Here is an 18,677-nt window from a genome sequence, read left to right on the forward strand (position 1 = left end):
GGCGCTGTGATCTTCGGCGCGCACGACAGCCGGCGCGCAACAGCCGCGGGATCGGTTATTGATCCAAGGTGACCGATGCCCGCCCCATTGGCCCCATCGGCATGGGCATCGACAAGGAAGGCGGACCGATGGACGCCCCTTCGTCATAACCGTCAGGTGAGGTCGATGCCGCCAGAGGGCCGTCTGCGCAAATTCTGGCAGAAGAGCGGATGGGCGCCTCGGTCCGGCAGTGCCAGGACCTGGCTGGCCAGGTATCAAGACAAGGGGGGAGATGAGGCGACATCAACGGTTCGTTCGGCCCGTGCGACGTCCTTAGGTTCCGGCTATCCGCGCGAGGTCGCCATGGTGTGTCCGATGCAGACAATCACCGCGTCCCGCGGACGGCACACCAGCCCTCAGGTGGAACGCATCTCCGCCATCTGCCAGGCAGCGCTTCAGATCAGCTCGATGGTCCAGTCGACGATGTCCTTCGAAATCTTGTCGAAGGCCTGGTCAAGGGCGGCGACATAGGCAGAATTCGAGCTACCGGAGACGGGCGCCGTGGCGTCGAAGATCCGCGTCGCTCGCACCGTCCCGTTGCGGTCGTTGAGCGCCTTGACCGAGATCTCGATCAGCGCGCGCGAGCCCTGGCCGATCGCGTCGATCTCGAATTTGCGGATCTCCATGACCAGCTGGTAGTCGATCGCAAGCCCCTGCCCCGGCACGCCGACGGCGCCGATGCCGCCGGTGTTTTCGAAAGCCTGCAACAGGCGCAGCTGCACCATGCGGGGCAGCCGGTCTCCCCATTGGCTGTTGGCCAGGAACTCGACCGAATACGGCGTGGGCTTGACCACGATCTTGTCGGAATCGAGCGTCTTGATGGCCGTCGGCTCGGGGATCAGGACCTGCAGGCGCGATCGGCGCATCGCGACCTGCGCCATGGCCGGCGAGGAGATCTCGAACGTGTCCGGCGGGACCGTGCTGGAGCAGGACGAGAGGCCGATCACTGTCAGAGCCGCCAGGATCGGCCGCGTCGCTTGCCGCTTCATACGCAATATCCCCAACGCCCCTGTTCCCCTTGGATTCTGCTGGCATCCGTCGCCGCAAGTGTCAATGTCGGGGCGTCTCCAGCCAGTCCACGCCTCCGGTATAGCGGCTGACCGGTGCCGCCGGGCCACGGTCGCGCCGCGGCCCGGCGTCGCACGGCCGGTCAGCGACGGGTGCGCCCGTCATACTGCTTCACCTCGTCGCCGCCATAGATCAGGCGACTGGGATTGTTGGAGAAGTCCGTCACCGCGTCCTGGATGCGGCTGACCGATTGGGTGACACCGCGGACCATCGTCTGCAGTTCGCGCAGCCCCTGGCCGGAGAACTGCTGCAGATTGGCCGAGATCGGCTTGATTTCCGTCTGCAGCGACGTCGCCATGTCGCGCACGGCCCTTGCCGCCGAGGCGACGTCGGAGCCGAGCGAGGTCCCATCGCCGGTGCCTCCCAGCGTCGTGTTCAGCGAGGCGAGCACGCTGTCGACCTTGGCGGACGCTTCGCGCAGCGTCGCGCTGATCTTGTCGGCGTTGGTGATGATGTCGTCGATGTCCTTGCGCCGGGCCCCGATATCGTTGGCGACGCCTGCGATCGAATCGGCGGCCTTGGCGACGTTGTCGGTCGCCGCGGAGACGTTTTCGACGGCCGTGTTCACCTTTCCCGGATCGATGCTGGCGAGGAGCGTGTCGAGCTGTGCCCTGGTTTCGGAGAACCCGCTAATGGCGCCATCGAGCGTCGTGACGGTGGAATCGACGCCGTCGATGATCGATTCGATCTGCGGCGTCTTCCGGTTCAGCGAAGCGGTGACGCCCTGGACATTGTCGATGACCTGATTGACCTTTTCGGTGTTGACCGAATTGACGAGGCCCTGCGCGGAATCGAGCGTCTGGTTCAGCTTGGCGCTCGCCTCGCCGACATTGTCGGAGATCGGCCCGAGATTGGCCATGAGCTTGTCGATGTCCTCCGACCGCTTCGCCACCGTCGCGGTGATCTGTTCGACGTTCTGCGCCGCGTTCGAGGCGCCGGTGATCGCCGCGTCGATCGCCTCCTGCCGCCCGGCAAGGTTCTGGGTCAGGCTCGACACGTCGGAAGCCGCCGCGGACAGGCTGTCGACCGTGCCGGAGACCTTCGCCGGGTCGACGACCGCAACCAGCTGGTTCGCAGACGTGACCGCCGTGTCGAGATTGCCAGCGACACGCGTCGCCGTCTCCGAGAGCGGCGCCAGATTGGCAAGAAGCTTGTCGACGTCGCCCGAACGCTGCGCCACCGTCGTGGTAATCTGGTTGACGTTCTGGATCGCGTGCGAGGCGCCCGAGATCGCCGTGTTGATCGCCTCCTTCTGCGAGCCGATCGTCTGGGCGAGGTCCGCTACGTTGGTCGCAGCGGACGAAAGGCCCGAGAGGGTCGACCTGACTTCGGCCGGGTCCACCGCCGCGATGACCTGATTGGCCCCGTCGAGCGTCTGGTTCAGCTTGGCGCTCGCCTCGCCGACATTGTCGGAGATCGGGCCGAGGTTGGCCATCAGCCTGTCGATGTCCTCCGACCGCTTCGCCACCGTCGCGGTGATCTGTTCGACGTTCTGCGCCGCGTTCGAGGCGCCGGTGATGGCTGCATCGATCGCTTCCTGCCGCCCGGCAAGGTTCTGGGTCAGGCTCGACACGTCGGAAGCCGCCGCGGACAGGCTGTCGACCGTTCCGGAGACCTTCGCCGGGTCGACGGCCGCAACCAGCTGGTTCGCAGACGTGACCGCCGTGTCGAGATTGCCCGCGACCCGCGTCGCCGTCTCCGAGAGCGGCGCCAGATTGGCAAGAAGCTTGTCGACGTCGCCCGAACGCTGCGCCACCGTCGTGGTGATCTGGTTGACGTTCTGGATCGCGTGCGAGGCGCCCGAGATCGCCGTGTCGATCGCCTCCTTCTGCGAGCCGATCGTCTGCGTCAGATCCGCAACGTTGGTGGCCGCGGTCGAAAAGCTCCCGATCGCGGTCTTCACCTGCTCGGGATCGACCGCAGCGATCAGGCCGTTCGCCGATTCCAGCGTGGTGTCCAGCCGCCCCGCAACCCGCGACGCGGTATCGGAAATCGGGGCGAGATTGCCGAGGAAGTGGTCGATCCCGTCGGTGTTCCGGCTGATCACCTCGCCGACCTCGCCGACGCTGTTGGCGGCCGTCTTCACCGATTCCACGACGCTCGCGACATTACCCGACTGTTCGCGCAGCGTGTCCGAGAGCGAGGCGACGTTGTCGACCGTGCGCCTGACGGCGGACGGTTCGACGGCGCCGAGGATGTTGCGGACATCGTCGATCGCGCCCGGCAGCCTCTTCGCAACGGTGTCGGCGCTGTCGGCGACCTGACCGAGGCTGCTCATGAAACTGTCGATCGCCCCTGTCTTCGACGCCAGCGCGTCCGTGAAGGTTTCGACATGGGCGGAGGTTTTGGTGATGTTCTCGGCTGTCGTCTGCACCGAGGGTCCGACGGCGTCCACGATCTTCTGGAACTGTCCGAGGATGTTGTTGGCGCGGTCGGCGATGTCGCGCGCCGTCGCGAGGATGTCGGTCACGTCGGAGGGATTGGCCCGGATCACCGGCACGACGTCCTGCTCCTGCGCCAGCTGGATGAGGTTCTGCTGGTCGACGCCGCCTCCCTTCAGCTCGATGAACGCGTAGCCGGTCAGGCCCTGGAAGCCGATATTGGCCTGGGTGGATTCCTTGATCGGGATGGTCGGATCGACTTCCGTCGAGGCGATGACGACGCGCGGATTGTTCGGATCGATCCGCAGCCCGGTGACCTGGCCGACGGGAAGGCCGTTGAACAGTACCTGGCTGCCCTGCTGGAGGCCGGTGACCGAGCCTTCGATGCGCACCAGGAGCGGCACCCGCGAGGAGCCGCTGGACGCGAAGACCGCCCAGTAGACGAAGCCGACGGCCAAGGCGAGGACGATCAGCGTGAAGATGCCGACGCGGACGTAGTTGGCTCTGGTTTCCATCACTTGGCTCCCACGAGGGCGGAGGAAGAGGAGGACGACGAGGGCTGCACGATGGTGCGCGCACGCTTGCCGTGGAAATAGGATTTCACCCAGGGGTGATCGAAGGTGAGCATCTTCGACAGCGGCCCCTCGACGAGGACCTTGCGGTCGCCGAGGACGGCGATGCGGTCGCAGGCCTGGAACAGGCTGTCGAGGTCGTGGGTCACCATGTAGACGCTGAGGCCGAGCGTGTCCCTGAGGGTCATGATCAGCTGGTCGAACTCGGCTGCGCCGATCGGGTCGAGGCCCGAGGTCGGCTCGTCCAGGAAGACGATCTCCGGATCGAGCGCGAGCGCCCGGGCGAGCGCGGCGCGCTTGATCATGCCGCCGGAGAGTTCCGACGGATATTTGTCCGCGGCGTCCGGGGCCAGGCCCACGAGATCGATCTTCAGCCGCGCCAGCTCGTGCATGAGGGCGGGCGAGAGATCCAGATATTCACGCATCGGGACCTCGATGTTCTCGCGCACCGTCAGCGACGAGAACAGGGCGCCCTGCTGGAACAGGACACCCCAGCGGCGTTCGACCGCCAGCCGCTGGCTGTCGTTCGCCTTGTCATAGTCGATCCCGAATATCTCGATCGTCCCGTCTTGCTTGCGGTTGAGCCCGAGGATCGTGCGCAGAAGCACCGACTTGCCCGCGCCGGACGGGCCGACGAAGCCCAGGATCTCGCCGCGCCGGACGTCGAGCGAGAGGTTTTCCAGGACCGGTGTGCTACCGAACGAGACGCACACGTCCCGGACGCGGATGATGATATCCTCGTCGGCCGGCTTTTCCTCGGCCGGCGTCTGGCGGGGAGCGGTGTCCCGGGCGATGGTCTCAGATTCCGATGGAGGCATAGAAAATCGCGAAGAGCCCGTCCATGAGGATGACCAGAAAGATCGACTTGACCACCGAGGCGGTGACCCTGAGGCCGAGACTCTCGGCGCTTCCGCCGACCTTCATCCCCTCGGCCGCGGCCACCAGCCCGACGATGATCGCCATGAACGGCGCCTTGCTGAGGCCGACCATGATCGTCGGCAGATCGACAGAGTTCTGCAGCCCCTGCAGGAAGTTCGCCGTGCTGATGCCGGAATATAGCTTCAGCGTGAGCATTCCCCCGACCAGAGCCGACAGATTGGAGATGAAGGTGAGAAGTGGCAGGGTGATGGTCAGCGCGACAAGCCGCGGAAAGATCAGCACGCCGATGGGGTTGAGGCCGATGACGTGCAGCGCGTCGATCTCCTCGCGCATCTTCATCGAGCCGATCTCGGCGGTGATCGCACTGCCCGAGCGGCCGGCGATCATGATCGCCGTCAGGAGAACGCCGAGTTCGCGCAGGACCAGGATCCCGACCAGGTTGACCGCATAGACCTCGCCGCCGAACCGGCGGAGCTGGAAGGCGCCCTGCTGGGCGATAATGCCGCCGACGAGGAAGCTTATCAGCGCGATGATGGGGATCGCCCTCACCCCCATCTGATCGACCTGATTGAAGATCGCAGCCGGCCTCATGCGGGTACGGCCGCTCAGACGGCGGCCGGCTCCGTACATGGCGCCGCCGATCAGGTTGAGCGAGCCGACGATCTCGTCCCTCACATTGAAGACCGCAGACCCCAATGTCTCGAGGAAGACGACGATCGGGTTGACCGACTTCGCCTGCTTCTCGGCTTGCTCGCTGTCCATCGACCGGCGCACTGCGGCAAACAGTGCCTGGTTCTGCTCGCCGATCCCGTCGAACTGGACCGAGCGGCCCGGCGATCCGAGTTCCCGAGCCAGTCGTTCCAGCACGTAGGCGCCGGCGGTGTCGATCCGGCCGATCTGCCCGCAATCGACCACGACCGACTTGCCGAGCTCCGACTGTCCCGTCTCCGCGACCAGTTTTTCCATGCGGCCGACCGTGCGGGACAGCCAGTCTCCTGATGCGCGCAGGCGCACCGCTCCGTCCTGCTTCTCTCCTTCGAGATGAGGCTCGACCGCGCGGCGCCGTCCGGGTTCTGCCGACTGAGCTGTATTGGTGCCGGGCATCCGCTTTCGAGCTGTCCTTGTTTCGGCCGGGTTGGATCAGATGACGCCGGAAGCGTATTGCGACGCACTCCGCGCGTTCGACGCCGCCATGCTTAACCGGTTAAGAACGCCTTGTCATGAATGGCCAGAGCGGCCGAGGTTCGAGGAGGTTTTTGCCCATGCCGCGTCGTCTTTCGGTCACAGTGGAGCACTTTCCGCTCGCCAAGGAGTTCCGCATCGCACGCGGCGCCAAGACTGAGGCGGTCGTCGTCACCTGCGAGATCGTCGACGAATATGGGCGCGGCTGGGGAGAATGCGTTCCCTACGCGCGCTACGGTGAGAGCGTCGAGAGCGTCGTCGCCGAGATCGAGAGCATCCGGGCCGAAATCGAAGGGGGCGCCTCGCGCGATACGCTCGGCCGCCTCCTGAAACCCGGCGCGGCGCGCAATGCGCTTGACTGCGCCCTCTGGGACGTCGAGGCGAAGTCGACCAGCCGCAGCGTCGGAGCCATGATCTGCGGCGAAACGCCTCGCCCGATCGAGACCGCCTATACGATCAGTCTCGGCGAAGCCGGCGACATGGCCGCGGCGGCCCGCGCTTCGGGACGCGGCCTCCTCAAGGTCAAGGTCGGCACCGGGAACGATCTCGAGCGGATCCGGGCGGTGCATGCGGCGGCGCGGGGCGCGCGGCTGATCCTCGATGCCAATGAGGGATGGCGCGCCGAAACGATCCGCCAGCACATGCTTGCCGCTGCGGCGGCGGGAGCCGTGCTCGTTGAACAACCGCTACCGGCCGGCGATGATGCGATTCTCGCCGAAATCCCGCACCCCGTCCCGATCTGCGCCGACGAGTCGGTCCATGCGACCGCCGATCTCCAATCGCTCGTCGGCCGATACGACTATGTGAACGTCAAGCTCGACAAGACCGGCGGTCTCACCGAGGCGCTGCGGCTCGTCGCCCGGGCGCGCGAACTCGGCTTCGGCGTCATGGTCGGCTGCATGGTGGGTACGTCCCTCGCCATGGCACCTGCCGTGCTGCTTGCGCAGACGGCGGAATTCGCAGATCTCGACGGTCCGCTCCTCCTCAAGCACGACCGCCGCCACGGCCTCACCTACGCTCAGACACTGGTCTCGCCACCAGCCAGGAAGTTCTGGGGATGACGGCGGCGGGAATGCGGGGGGCATATCGGCTGCTGCCGCTAAAGGCGGACGACCGTCTGCGAGCCCGGCATGCGGGCCGTTGGCAGGCTTTCGGCTCAGGCCGCGATGTCGGCCGGCCCGCGCGCTGTGGCGGACGCGATCCCGGCGGCCGCATCGAGAAAGATGTCCGCGCAGGCGTCCCAGCTGTAGGCCATCGAGCGATCCAGCGCATCGACCCGGTCGAGCGCCAGAGCCGCAAGGCAAGCCGTCCGCAGATCGTCGTCGATCGCGCCGGCATTCGTTCCGCCAACGACATCGTTCGGTCCGGGCTCGGGGAAGGCCGCGATCGGCAGCCCGCAGGCCAGCGCCTCGATGAGCACGATCCCGAACGTGTCGGTCTTCGACGGAAACACGAAGACATCGGCCGACGAATAGTAGCGGGCGAGCGCATCGCCGAACTGGGCGCCGGCGAAATGGACGTCGGGATACTGCCGTACCAGATCGCGCATGATCGGCCCGTCGCCGACCACCAGCTTGGAGCCGGGCAGATCGAGATCCAGGAAGGCCTCGATGTTCTTCTCGGGCGCGAGGCGCGAGACGGTGAGGAAGACCGGCCGCGGCAGGTCGAGCAGTATCGGTTCGGTCGGCCGGAATACCGCCCTGTCGACGCCGCGCGTCCAGTTCACCAGATTGACGAAGCCGCGCGCGAGGAGCTGCCGACGCATCGATTCGGTGGGAACGAGGCAGGCCGAAGCCGGCGCGTGGAACCAGCGCAGAAAGCCGTAGGTCAGGCTCTCCGGCACGGGCGCGCGCTTGCGCAGATATTCCGGAAACCGCGTGTGCAGGCTGGTGGTGAACGGCAGTCCGGACCGGATCGCCGCACGCCGCGTGGCAAGGCCGATCGGACCTTCCGTGGCGATGTGGATGGCGGTCGGCCGGAACTCGGAGATCGTTCTCGAAATGCCGTCGGCCGAGGCCAGCGCCAGCCGGATCTCGGGATAGGTCGGACAGGGCAGCGTCCGAAAGTCCTGCGGGCTGACGATCTTGACCGCATTGCCGCGCTCGCGCAGCTGGTCGGAAAGGCTCGACAACGTGCGCACCACACCGTTCACCTGCGGATGCCAAGCGTCGGTGGCGATCAGGAAGCGTTCCATCATGCGGCCTTTGCCGCGCGCTGGGCCTGCGCGGTGACGCCGCTCGGCAGCGGGTTCACCGACATTTCCTCGGAATGATGTCCCTGGCGCACCACCTCGCTCCAGCGGATCAGCTCCAGCGACCCGTCATGGCGCTCGGCGATCGCCGTGCAGCTTTCCACCCAGTCGCCGGTGTTGACGTATTCGATATTGGCGTGGCGGGTGAGCTGGGCGTGGTGGATATGGCCGCAGATGACGCCGTCGCAGCCGTGCCGCTCCGCCTCGTCGGCGAGCGCGGTCTCGAAGGCGCCGATGAAATTGACGGCGTTCTTGACCTTCAACTTGGCCCAGGAGGAGAACGACCAGTAGGGAAAGCCGAGGCGCCGCCGGATCTGGTTGAACACGAAATTGATCGCGATCGCCGCGTCGTAGGCCCAGTCGCCGAGATAGGCGATGATCCTGGCATTGCGCACGACGACGTCGAACTCGTCGCCATGGATCACCAGGAACCGCCGTCCGTCGGCCGTTTCGTGGACGTCGGTCAGCTTCACCTCGACGCCGCCGAAGTGCTGGCCGGGAAAGTCGCGCAGGAACTCGTCGTGATTGCCGGGGACATAGATGATCTCGGCGCCCTTGCGCGCCTTGCGCAGGAGCTTCTGAACCACGTCGTTATGCGCCTGCGGCCAGTGCCAGGACCGCTTGAGCCGCCAGCCGTCGACGATGTCGCCGACGAGGTAGATCTTCTCGGCGTCGTGGAACCTCAGAAAATCCACGAGCATGTCCGCCTGAGCCGCCCGTGATCCGAGATGGACATCCGAGAGGAACAGCGTCCGGAAGTGGCGCGTCGTCGTCAGCTGGTGCATGGTGGATGTCCCGTGCGGCTGGTCTGGGCTTGGGTGTCGGACCGCAAATGCCTGAGTCTGATTGCATTCGTGTGACGCAAGCAGGATCTGGGCCAATCGCGACCGCGGATCGGGAGGCGAAATCGCCGACGCGCGGGCAGCGGCGACATTGCCTGAAACGTGCGAATGGTTAGAACGGCCGCGAGATCGCGAACGGCGACGGCGACCGCGAGTGGGGGAACGGGAAACATGTCGGAAACGGAGATCGGCGGCGAACATCCGCCCGCGGGAGACCTCGACGAGCAGGCCCTGTTCTTCCACCGCTATCCGAAGCACGGCAAGCTCGAGATCCAGGCGACCAAGCCGCTCGGAAACCAGCGCGACCTGGCGCTCGCCTATTCGCCGGGCGTGGCCGCGCCCTGCCGCGAGATCGCCCGCGATCCCTCGACCGCCGCTCTCTACACCAGCCGCGCCAACCTCGTCGCCGTCCTGTCCAACGGCACGGCCGTCCTCGGTCTCGGCGATATCGGGCCCCTCGCCTCCAAGCCGGTGATGGAGGGCAAGGCTGTCCTGTTCAAGAAGTTCGCGGACATCGACGTCTTCGACATCGAGATCGACGCCCACGAGATCGACCACATCTGCGAGGTGGTCGCTGCGCTGGAGCCGACCTTCGGGGGGATCAATCTCGAGGACATCAAGGCCCCGGAGTGCTTCGAGGTCGAGGCGCGGCTGCGCGAACGGATGCACATCCCGGTCTTCCACGACGACCAGCACGGCACCGCGATCATCGTCTCCGCGGCGATCCGCAACGGGCTGATGCTGGCGGGCAAGAGGCTGGAGGACGCCAAGATCGTCACGTCGGGCGCGGGCGCGGCGGCGATCGCCTGCCTCAACCTTCTCGTCGAGCTCGGCGCCAAGCGCGAGAACATCACCTGCACCGACATCGAGGGCGTCGTCTACAAGGGCCGCGAGAAGCGGATGGACCGCTGGATGGCGGTCTATGCGCGGGAGACTGACAAGCGCACGCTGGCCGAGGTGATCGAGGGCGCGGACGTATTCCTCGGCCTGTCGGCCGGCGGCGTCCTGAAGCCCGAATTTCTTGCGGCGATGGCCGAGAAGCCGATGATCATGGCGCTCGCCAATCCGACGCCGGAGATCATGCCGGATCTCGCCAGAAGCGTCCGGCCCGACGCCATGATCTGCACCGGCCGCTCCGACTTTCCGAACCAGGTCAACAACGTCCTGTGCTTCCCCTACATCTTTCGCGGCGCGCTCGACTGCGGCGCAACGGGGATCACTGAGCGAATGAAGAAGGCGGCGGTCGACGCGATCGCCGCCCTCGCCCGCGAGGCGGTGTCCGACATCGCGGCGCAGGCCTACGGCACCGAGCCGGTCATCTTCGGACCGGACTATCTCATTCCGGCGCCGTTCGATCCGCGCCTGATCCTGAAGATCGCGCCCGCCGTGGCGAAGGCGGCCGAGGCGGACGGCGTCGCAACGCGCCCGATCACCGACATGCCGGCCTATCTCGATCGGCTGAACCGCTTCGTCTTCCGCTCCGGCCTGATCATGAAGCCGATCTTCCAGATCGCGCGCAGTTCCGGCAAGCGGGTGATCTTTTCCGACGGCGAGGACGAACGCGTCCTCAGGGCAACCCAGGTTCTGCTCGAAGAAAAGCTCTGTGAGCCGATCCTCATCGGCCGCCCCTCCGTGATCATCTCACGCCTCCAGCGCTTCGGGCTGAAGCTGACGCCCGGCGAAGACTTCCAGGTGGTCAATCCGGAGGACGACCCGCGCTATCGCGACTATGTCGACCACTATTTTGGCAAGGTCGGGCGCAAGGGGGTCAATCCGGACACCGCCCGGACCATCGTCAGGACCAACACGACGGTGATCGGCGCGGTGTCGGTGTCGCGCGGGGAGGCGGATGTCCTGATCTGCGGGCTGGAAGGCCGGTTCCCGCACCATGTGCGCGACATCAGCCAGGTGATCGGCGTTGCCGAAGGGGTCAAGCGGCTCGCCGCAATGAGCGTGCTGATCACCCAGAAAGGCACCAAGTTCTTCGTCGACCCGTATGTCCAGCGCGATCCCGGACCGGAAGAGATCGCCGAAATGACGCTGGCCGCGGCCGCCGAGATCCGCCGCTTCGGCCTGACGCCGAAGGGCGCCCTCGTCTCCCATTCGAATTTCGGCTCGGACGAGACCGAAGCGACGGTCAAGCTGCGCCGCGCGCTGAAGCTGATTCGCGAGCAGGCCCCCGAGCTCGAGATCGACGGCGAGATGCACGGCGACGCGGCGCTGAACGAAACCATGCGCCAGCGCAGCATGCCGAATTCGACGCTGACGGGAGAGGCCAATCTCCTGATCTTCCCGAGCCTGGACGCCGCGAACATCACGCTCAATGTCGTGAAGTCGATGACGGAGGCGCTGCATGTCGGCCCGATCCTCCTCGGCGCCGCCTGTCCGGCTCACGTCCTGACGCCGTCCGTCACCTCGCGCGGCGTAGTCAACATCGCCGCGATTGCGGTAGCCCAGGCGGTTGACCAGGGCGGGTGACGCGGCCGGCAGGGCGCGCGCGTCCTGTGGCACCGACGCTCTCGCCGCCGGGATCCAAGCGGTCGTCGTTTGGCGGAACGTCTCGGACCACCAGGCATCCTCGAACGGTTCTTCTCTCCGGTCGCTGAGATGCGGCGGAGCCGTCGATCATTCGGCCGGCGCCAGAGCCTTGCTCCGCGCGATCATGAAGCCGGCGAAGTAGTCCGCCAGCGCGCCATGCGCATCGAGCGGCAGGATGGACGCCACGTACTGGTCCGGCCGAACGAGAACCATGCAACCCTCACGGTCGATGCTTCGCAGGTCGAAGATGTCCTGCCCCGCCTTGAGGTCCGGGCTGAACATCTTCTCGTAATCGACGAGCCCGTAGCGGCCCTTTACTGGCTTCAGGAGCTGCGGCATCGCGTCGACCGCGAGGTCGCGATGGCCCTGCTGGAACACGGCGCGCAGGTCGATCACCGCGTCGATGTCGGCGCCCGCCGGCGTGTGGCGCCGCACGGGAGAGGCCGGGTCGCCGGCGAGGAAGGCACAGAGTGCGGCAAGCCGCGATCCCGGCGCGGCACCGTCCGGTCCGGCAAAGGCGTAGAGGCGCCAGCGCCCGTCCGCCGCAGCGACATGGCCGAGCTGCATCGGCTTGGCATCGGCGACGCGGATCACCGGCGCGGAGTGGAACCGCATGCCGATCGGCAGGCCGCGCGCCAGATGCTGAAACCCGTCGGCGGCGGAGAGGACGGACGCTGGCAGGCGCGTCGCGGTCCCCGCGGTGTAGCGGCCGTGCCGGACGAAATAGTCCTGCGTCACCTTCGGGTCGGGCTTGCGGATCTCGCTGCCCTTCTTCGTCCCGCTGAGGATCTCGGCCCATTCCCGGTCGAAATCGATCAGCTCCTTGGCCACCGCCTGGCGCTCGGCCGAATAGCTGTGCAGGAGCGCCGGCTCGGCGAGGCCCCTGATGACCGCGGCGAGCTTCCAGCCGAGATTGAACGCATCCTGCATGGAGACGTTCATGCCCTGGCCGGCCTTGGGGCTGTGGGTGTGGCAGGCGTCGCCCGCGATGAAGACCCGCGGCAGCCGCGTTTCGGTCGCGTCCTCCGGCACGTCGTCGAACTTGTCGGTCAGGCGCTGTCCAATCTCGTAGACTGACCACCAGGCGACCTCCTTCGCGCTGAAGGAATAGGGCGAGAAAATCCGCTGGACCGCAGCGATCAGGTCCTCGACCGTGATGTTGCGGTTCCGGACCCGCTCACCGGCATTCAGCTTGTCGAGCTCGACATAGAGGCGGACGAGATAGCCGCCCTCGCGGGGGATGAGGACGATCGAGCCCTCCTGTTCCGACTGGATGAGGGCCTTCATCCGGATGTCGGGGAAGTCGGTGACGGCGAGGACGTCCATCACGCCCCAGGCGGCATTGGCCGAATCGCCATGAAGCTCGCGACCGAGCGATCCGCGCACGGCGCTGCGCGCGCCGTCGCAGCCGACGACGTAGCGGGCCTTCAGTGTCTCGATCTCCCCCTCGTGCCCGGCATCCGCCCGTTCCAGCCGGACGTCGACGGCAGCGGCACCAGCCGGCGCCTCGGTATCGATCGTCAGATCGACGAGCCGCCGGTCGTAATGCGGCACCAGCCGCGTCGGCGCGTTCCGCATCACCTCAAGGAAGAAGTCGTGCACCCGCGCCTGGTTGAGGATCACATGCGGAAATTCCGAAAGCCCGTCCTCGGTGTCCTGAATCCGGCCGCTGCGGACGATCGAGCCGGGCCGCGTCTCGTCGGGCTTCCAGAAGCTCGTCTCGTTGACCCAGCAGGCCTCCTTCAGCACCTTCTCGGCAAAGCCATAAGCCTCGAACATCTCCATCGTGCGGCAGGCGATGCCGTCGGCCTGGCCCCGCAGGAGCGGGCCCGACTTCTGTTCGACGATCGCGGTCCGGATCTCCGGGAAGGCCGAGAGCTGGGCGGCCAGCGCCAGACCCGCCGGGCCGCATCCGACGATGAGCACGTCCACGGTCTCGGGAAGCGCGTCGCCTCCGCCAAGCTCCGCCGCCGGCTCCGCGACCGCCGGATCGCCCGTACGATAGCCGTTCAGATGAAACTGCATGATGTCTCGCTCCCATCACATTGATGCGTCGGCTGCCGCCGCATCTCTTCCGCATGCCTCGTCTTTCGGGCGCAGACTGTGGAGTGCGGGCTGTCGTCGCCGATCCCCGGGCGGAGAAGGGTCCTGCCCGGCGATATTGATTAGTGTGCATATGATTAGTATGCATGTCAATTGCGGCGACAGGCGGAGGATCGCATGACCGAGTTGATCGAGCGGCCGGGGCATCTGGCGCGGCGATTCCAGCAGATCGCGGTGGCGGTCTTTCACCGGGAGGTCGCGGCCGCCGGCTCCGACCTCACCCCGGTGCAGTTTGCGGCCCTGGAGAAGATCCGCGACAATCCCGGTCTCGACCAGGCGACCATTGCCGGTCTCATCGCCTATGACCGCGCCACGATCACCGGCGTCTTGGATCGGCTCGTCGCCCGCGACCTCGTCAGGCGCGCCACCGCCGAACGGGACCGGCGTCAGAAGCTTCTGTGGATCACGGAGGCTGGCCAGGACCTCATCGCCCGCATCTCTCCAGCGGTGGAGACGGCGCAGACGATCATGCTGCGCGGGCTGACGGAGGCGGAAGCGCAGGAATTCATGCGGCTCTTGCAGAAGACGGTGGAGGCCGGCAACGACCTCAGCCGCGCCCCGCTCAGATGAGACCGGCTGTCGACCGGGTTTTAAAATCGCGTCCTTCGGAGGCGAGGATTCGCGTCACCCGCGCCAATCATAAATCAACGAATACAAGCGGACGTCGCGAGTTCTTCGTGCAATACATTCACAGAGAAGTCTTGCAGGACGGTACTGGATACCGAAAACAGGCCTTTCGGGCTGACCAACTATGCGAGCCGGGCCAGGACCCGCTCGCGTCCCATCAGCGGCAGGAGCGCAGCGAGTTCGGGCCCGTGGTCGCGGCCGGTCAGAGCGAGGCGCAGCGGCATGAACAGCCCCTTGCCCTTGCGCCCAGTCTCGGTCTTCAGCCGCCCGGTCCAGTCGCGCCAGGTCGCCTCGCCCACCGGCCCGTCGGGAAACAGATCGCGGGCAGCGCGAAGGAAGGCGCGGTCGTCGTCGGAAAGCTCCGCCCGGTCGAACGCGTCCGCGAAGACGACGCCGGCCCAAAGGCGCGCATCCCCGACCTTGGCGCAATTGCCGCGCACCGCCGCCCAGAAGGGTTCGGCTTCGTCCCCCGGCACGCCCACCTCAGCGAGCCGATCGCGCGCGGCCTCGAAGGGCATTGCGTGGACGAGGTCGGCGTTCAGCCGGTCGAGTTCGGCGGGATCGAATCTCGAGGCGGTGGTCGAGGCCTCGCCGAATTCCAGCCGGTCGCCCAAAGCCTCGAGATTCGGCATGGCATCGATCGAACCGGGCATACCGACGAGCCCCGCCAGCGAGGCGAGCGCCATCGGCTCATAGCCCTCCTCCCGCAGCGTCTTCAGGGAGAGCGCGCCGCTGCGTTTCGAAAGGCCCTCGCCCGAGACCGTGGTCAGGAGATTGTGATGGCCGAAGGTCGGCACCGTCAGCCCCAGGGCCCGGAAGATGGCGATCTGGACGCCGGTATTGGTGACGTGGTCGTCGCCGCGGATGATGTGCGAGACGCCTAAGTCCCCGTCATCCACGATCGAGGGCAGCGTATAGAGATAGCTGCCGTCTTCGCGGATCAGCACCGGGTCCGACAGCGAAGCGAGATCGACGGTCTGCGGACCCCGGAGGATGTCGTTCCAGGTGATCTCCGTGCGCTGCGGCGCAAAGGGATCGCCCGCGAAATTGGGCAGCAGAAAGCGCCAGTGCGGCCGCCGGCCCTCGGCTTCGACGGACATCTTCTCGTCGTCCGTAAGCCGCAGGGCCTCGCGGCCATAGACCGGGGGAAGTCCGCGCGCCGCAAGGCGCTTGCGCCTCCGGTCGAGTTCGTCGGGCGTCTCGTAGCAGGGATAGAGAAGGCCCTCGGCCTTCAGCCTCTCGGCCGCCGCATCGTAGAGCGCGACGCGGTCCGACTGGCGCACCACCTGATCGGGCGCGATACCGATCCAGGCGAGATCGGCCTCGATCCCGTCGGCATATTCGCGCCGCGATCGCTCGGCGTCGGTGTCGTCGAAGCGCAGGACGAAGCGTCCGCCCGCGTCGCGTTTGGCATAGAGCCAGTTGAGGAGCGCCGTGCGCAGATTGCCGATGTGGATCTGGCCGGTCGGGGACGGGGCGAAGCGGACGGTGACGGTCATGCCCGGGAGGTAGCCAAGGTCGGGCGGCAAGGCAATCGCCACCGGCAACTCACGGCCGATCCGGTTCCGGGTCGAGTCGGTCCACGGCCCGTCCGGCTCCCGGCGCGGGATGGCCCGCCGCATCGCCGAGCTTCGGCGCCAGACGCGCTGCGAGCAGTGTCATGACCACCGTCATCACCACGCAGTAGAGGCCCATCGCCTCGATCTGCAGCGGATAGGAGACGTTCCAGTCGATCAGAACGCCGGTGATTCCCGGCCCGATCGCCGAGGAGAGAACCATCAGGGCGACGATCACCGAACGCACCTGGCCAAGATGCCGGACGCCGTAGAGTTCGGGCCAGAGTGCCCCGAGGAGCGTCGAAGACAGGCCGTTCGACATGCCGAGAAAGACCATGAAGACGAAGATCGAGGCCTCGGCGGTGAAATAGCCCGCCACGAGACAGGCGATCGCCATCGGAATCAGGAAGAAGGGCAGGAGCTTCACCGCGCTGAACCGGTCGATCAGACTGCCGCACAGAAGCGAGAAAACGAGCGTCGTCGCCGACATGACGGCAAAGCCGGAGGCGAAGACCTCGATCGACCAGCCTCGGAGCTGGGTGAGGTAAACTTGGTGGAAGAAGATCGTCGTGCCGATGAAGGGCGGCGCGAGGACGCTCATCGCGATCAGCCAGAACACCGGACTGGTCATTACCTCGCGCAGCGTCCAGTCCCGGACCTTCGGCTGGGGTCCAGCCTTCACCTCGGACTGTGGGTCGCGTTCGCGCCGCGTCGACCAGAAGATCGCCGGCAGCGCCAGAGCGACGAGGACGATCGCGCCGGCGATCCAGGTGCCGCGCCAGCCAAGGGCTGCCGTCGCGAAGACGAAGACCAGCGGCAAGAGGCCGGTTCCCGCATGGAAGCCGAGGGTCGTGATCGCCATTGCGCGGCCGCGATTGGCGGCAAACCAGCGCCCCGTCGCGGTCATCGAGATTTCGGTCATCATCCCCTGCCCGAACAGTCGCAGGAGGTAGATCGAGACGAAGAGCAGCGGGACGGAGTTCGAGAAGGCCATGGCGAGCGTCGCCCCGGCAAGGCAGAGGATGGTCACGCAGGCCACGCGCCAGGCCGGATAGCGGTCGAGCAGCCAGCCGAGCGTCGGCAGCGTGGCGGCACTCGCCAGCGTACCGGCCATGTAGAGGAGGCCGAACGCGCCGTTCGAAAGATCGTATTCGCGCCGGATGTCGCCATTCGACAGCGAGATGTAGAAGGTCTGGCCGAAGGACGAGAAGAAGCAGAGGAGAAAGCCGCCTGCGAGCCAACGCAGATTGCGGCCGATAAAGCCGAAGAATTCCATGCCTTGTCCGGAAAAATAGGTGCGGCCGGGCGCTTCGCCGGCAAAATCAAGTCGAGCTTAGCATTTCGGGTCTCGATGCGACAACTCCATCCGGAGGCTCGGCAGCACAGAGCCGCAGCGGCAATCTGCCCGAGAAACGGCTTGCGGGTGCCGGCCGGCAAACGCGGCAAGGTCACGCAGCGGAAGTAACTAGCGAACGATCGTTTGACACCCGATCTTTCGCAGGTATCATTTCTTGCGTTGCGCCTCAGCGGCAACCGGGGGACCCTCTGATGTTGTTTTCGACGCCCCGCAGAGCGCTTCTTCTCAGGCAGCGGGGTTATCTCCGCCATAGATCTTCTGGATATCTCTTTCCTCTGAGCCTTTGCATTTTCAGCATGGCCGTCCTCTGGTCTTCCGCCTATGCATCGGCCAGACCACTCACCGCTGCGGTTGTCTTCGACGACAGGTCTTCGGACGGCCTTTCGGCCGACAGCCGGATCGTCCTGCGCGGTCGAGATGCGTTCGTCCTGCAGCTCCAGACGGAGCCCGCGAATACCGCGTTCGAGGAGACCGCATTCACCGGGATCCACGTGCCGGTGGTCGGAGCGATGGACGAGCCCGGCACCATCGGCCAATCCTCAGAAGCGCTGGCCGAGGTGCTGCGTTCGCAGGGCTCGGTCGCCATCGACTTCGTCATCCGCTACCATGTCGCGGCAGTCCTCGAAAGCGCTTCCGACGAAGCGGAGGACTCGGACGCGCCCGTTCTGAAGATTGCCTTTGCCGCCTCGGCCTTCGATGTTTCCGCCGGAAAAGGCCTCGGCGAAGAGACGGCGGAATTGATCTTCGCCCCCAATGCGTGTTCACTCACCGATGAGACCTGTTTCGTGCACGACGCGTCCGGGCGGGTCGGAAAGGTCGCCCGTTCGGCAGCAGTCCAGCTCGCTCAGAAAATCGCGGCTCATCTTGCGGAGGGATATGGCTCTGAAACCGGCTCCGCGGCTGGCCAGCCTGAGCCCGGACTCGTTGCTGTGCGTTCGGAAGGGACGGAGCAGGGACAGCGCTCTGAGATCGAGACCGATGAAGCCTGCAGGTCGGGTGCGCGATATTTCAGACTGGCCTTCATCCGCTTCGAGCTCGCCCATCAAGGGCATATCGAGGACGCGATCGCGAACTGGAAATGCACGCAGGCCTTCGCCATCGTCGAGGCCGGCAACATCCAGACGGACTACGTCCTGAGAACGACGGCCAGCCAGTCGCAGGTGATCCGCAATCTGCGCAAGCTGACCGCCGAACTCGGGCTGCGCGCCGTTCCGACGACCGGGGACACGCCCAACGAGCTTATCCTGCGCGCCAATTGAGGCGCTGCGGTCTCGGCCGTGTC

The 18,677-nt window shown here is 66.2% G+C and carries 13 protein-coding genes; 4 read left to right on the forward strand and 9 right to left on the reverse strand.

What is annotated here, in order from left to right:
- Nucleotides 1-434 precede the first annotated feature (434 nt).
- The 4 genes from LH400_RS08565 to LH400_RS08580 all read right to left on the reverse strand — a co-directional run bounded on the left by LH400_RS08565 (nt 435) and on the right by LH400_RS08580 (nt 6,043).
- Nucleotides 435-1,028 carry an ABC-type transport auxiliary lipoprotein family protein gene (locus LH400_RS08565; RefSeq protein ID WP_229152258.1) on the reverse strand — a complete coding sequence of 198 codons (594 nt, stop codon included), beginning with the start codon at nt 1,026-1,028 and terminating at the stop codon, nt 435-437.
- A gap of 161 nt (nt 1,029-1,189) precedes the next feature.
- The gene (locus tag LH400_RS08570) at nt 1,190-4,003 is read right to left on the reverse strand and encodes an MlaD family protein (protein ID WP_229152259.1); all 2,814 of its coding nucleotides are present in this window, start codon (nt 4,001-4,003) and stop codon (nt 1,190-1,192) included.
- Nucleotides 4,003-4,878 (reverse strand): ABC transporter ATP-binding protein, encoded by an 876-nt coding sequence (locus tag LH400_RS08575; protein WP_229152260.1) that lies wholly within the window; start codon nt 4,876-4,878, stop codon nt 4,003-4,005. The genes LH400_RS08570 and LH400_RS08575 overlap by 1 nt, the downstream gene beginning before the upstream one ends.
- Nucleotides 4,859-6,043, reverse strand: coding sequence for an ABC transporter permease (locus LH400_RS08580; RefSeq protein ID WP_255616899.1), 1,185 nt, complete (start codon nt 6,041-6,043; stop codon nt 4,859-4,861). Before LH400_RS08580 ends, LH400_RS08575 begins: the two co-directional genes overlap by 20 nt.
- A 158-nt stretch (nt 6,044-6,201) precedes the next feature.
- Here LH400_RS08580 and dgcA point away from each other — a divergent pair, with 158 nt between their 5' ends.
- Nucleotides 6,202-7,182, forward strand: a complete 981-nt coding sequence (gene dgcA / locus LH400_RS08585) for an N-acetyl-D-Glu racemase DgcA (protein ID WP_229152262.1) — start codon at nt 6,202-6,204, stop codon at nt 7,180-7,182.
- A 95-nt stretch (nt 7,183-7,277) separates the two neighbouring features.
- Here dgcA and LH400_RS08590 read toward each other — a convergent pair whose 3' ends face one another.
- Together LH400_RS08590 and LH400_RS08595 are read right to left on the reverse strand one after the other, a co-directional pair.
- Complete coding sequence (locus tag LH400_RS08590; protein ID WP_304502361.1) at nt 7,278-8,318, reverse strand: glycosyltransferase family 4 protein; 1,041 nt, start codon at nt 8,316-8,318, stop codon at nt 7,278-7,280.
- Nucleotides 8,315-9,157: a UDP-2,3-diacylglucosamine diphosphatase gene (locus LH400_RS08595; RefSeq protein WP_229152263.1), complete on the reverse strand. Its 843-nt coding sequence runs from the start codon at nt 9,155-9,157 to the stop codon at nt 8,315-8,317. Before LH400_RS08595 ends, LH400_RS08590 begins: the two co-directional genes overlap by 4 nt.
- Before the next feature lie 228 nt (nt 9,158-9,385).
- Between LH400_RS08595 and LH400_RS08600 the strand changes: the two genes are divergently transcribed.
- Nucleotides 9,386-11,692, forward strand: coding sequence for an NADP-dependent malic enzyme (locus tag LH400_RS08600; RefSeq protein WP_229152264.1), 2,307 nt, complete (start codon nt 9,386-9,388; stop codon nt 11,690-11,692).
- A 147-nt stretch (nt 11,693-11,839) separates the two neighbouring features.
- On the opposite strand, the gene LH400_RS08605 is transcribed toward LH400_RS08600, so the two are convergent.
- Entirely contained in the window at nt 11,840-13,777 is a 1,938-nt protein-coding gene (locus tag LH400_RS08605) for an FAD-binding monooxygenase (protein WP_229152265.1), read from the reverse strand.
- Nucleotides 13,778-13,972: 195 nt separating this feature from the next.
- On the opposite strand from LH400_RS08605, the gene LH400_RS08610 reads away from it, so the two are divergent.
- Complete coding sequence (locus LH400_RS08610; RefSeq protein WP_229152266.1) at nt 13,973-14,425, forward strand: MarR family winged helix-turn-helix transcriptional regulator; 453 nt, start codon at nt 13,973-13,975, stop codon at nt 14,423-14,425.
- A gap of 179 nt (nt 14,426-14,604) precedes the next feature.
- Here LH400_RS08610 and LH400_RS08615 read toward each other — a convergent pair whose 3' ends face one another.
- Complete coding sequence (locus tag LH400_RS08615; protein ID WP_229152425.1) at nt 14,605-15,981, reverse strand: glutamate--tRNA ligase; 1,377 nt, start codon at nt 15,979-15,981, stop codon at nt 14,605-14,607.
- Between the two features lie 49 nt (nt 15,982-16,030).
- Entirely contained in the window at nt 16,031-17,314 is a 1,284-nt protein-coding gene (locus tag LH400_RS08620; protein WP_229152267.1) for an MFS transporter, read from the reverse strand.
- A 377-nt stretch (nt 17,315-17,691) separates the two neighbouring features.
- On the opposite strand from LH400_RS08620, the gene LH400_RS08625 reads away from it, so the two are divergent.
- On the forward strand, nt 17,692-18,654 hold the full coding sequence (locus LH400_RS08625) for a hypothetical protein (protein WP_229152268.1): 963 nt from the start codon (nt 17,692-17,694) through the stop codon (nt 18,652-18,654).
- Nucleotides 18,655-18,677 lie beyond the last annotated feature (23 nt).

Origin of the sequence: Jiella soli (genome assembly GCF_020615385.1) — a bacterium.
Classification (GTDB): domain Bacteria; phylum Pseudomonadota; class Alphaproteobacteria; order Rhizobiales; family Rhizobiaceae; genus VKMB-3413.

Coding starts and splice junctions, on each gene's coding strand:
- LH400_RS08565 (WP_229152258.1), bottom strand. CDS start 1,028: ATGAAGCGGCAAGCGACGCGGCCGATCCTGGCGGCTCTGACAGTGATC.
- LH400_RS08570 (WP_229152259.1), bottom strand. CDS start 4,003: ATGGAAACCAGAGCCAACTACGTCCGCGTCGGCATCTTCACGCTGATC.
- LH400_RS08575 (WP_229152260.1), bottom strand. CDS start 4,878: ATGCCTCCATCGGAATCTGAGACCATCGCCCGGGACACCGCTCCCCGC.
- LH400_RS08580 (WP_255616899.1), bottom strand. CDS start 6,043: ATGCCCGGCACCAATACAGCTCAGTCGGCAGAACCCGGACGGCGCCGC.
- dgcA (WP_229152262.1), top strand. CDS start 6,202: ATGCCGCGTCGTCTTTCGGTCACAGTGGAGCACTTTCCGCTCGCCAAG.
- LH400_RS08590 (WP_304502361.1), bottom strand. CDS start 8,318: ATGATGGAACGCTTCCTGATCGCCACCGACGCTTGGCATCCGCAGGTG.
- LH400_RS08595 (WP_229152263.1), bottom strand. CDS start 9,157: ATGCACCAGCTGACGACGACGCGCCACTTCCGGACGCTGTTCCTCTCG.
- LH400_RS08600 (WP_229152264.1), top strand. CDS start 9,386: ATGTCGGAAACGGAGATCGGCGGCGAACATCCGCCCGCGGGAGACCTC.
- LH400_RS08605 (WP_229152265.1), bottom strand. CDS start 13,777: ATGCAGTTTCATCTGAACGGCTATCGTACGGGCGATCCGGCGGTCGCG.
- LH400_RS08610 (WP_229152266.1), top strand. CDS start 13,973: ATGACCGAGTTGATCGAGCGGCCGGGGCATCTGGCGCGGCGATTCCAG.
- LH400_RS08615 (WP_229152425.1), bottom strand. CDS start 15,981: ATGACCGTCACCGTCCGCTTCGCCCCGTCCCCGACCGGCCAGATCCAC.
- LH400_RS08620 (WP_229152267.1), bottom strand. CDS start 17,314: ATGGAATTCTTCGGCTTTATCGGCCGCAATCTGCGTTGGCTCGCAGGC.
- LH400_RS08625 (WP_229152268.1), top strand. CDS start 17,692: ATGGCCGTCCTCTGGTCTTCCGCCTATGCATCGGCCAGACCACTCACC.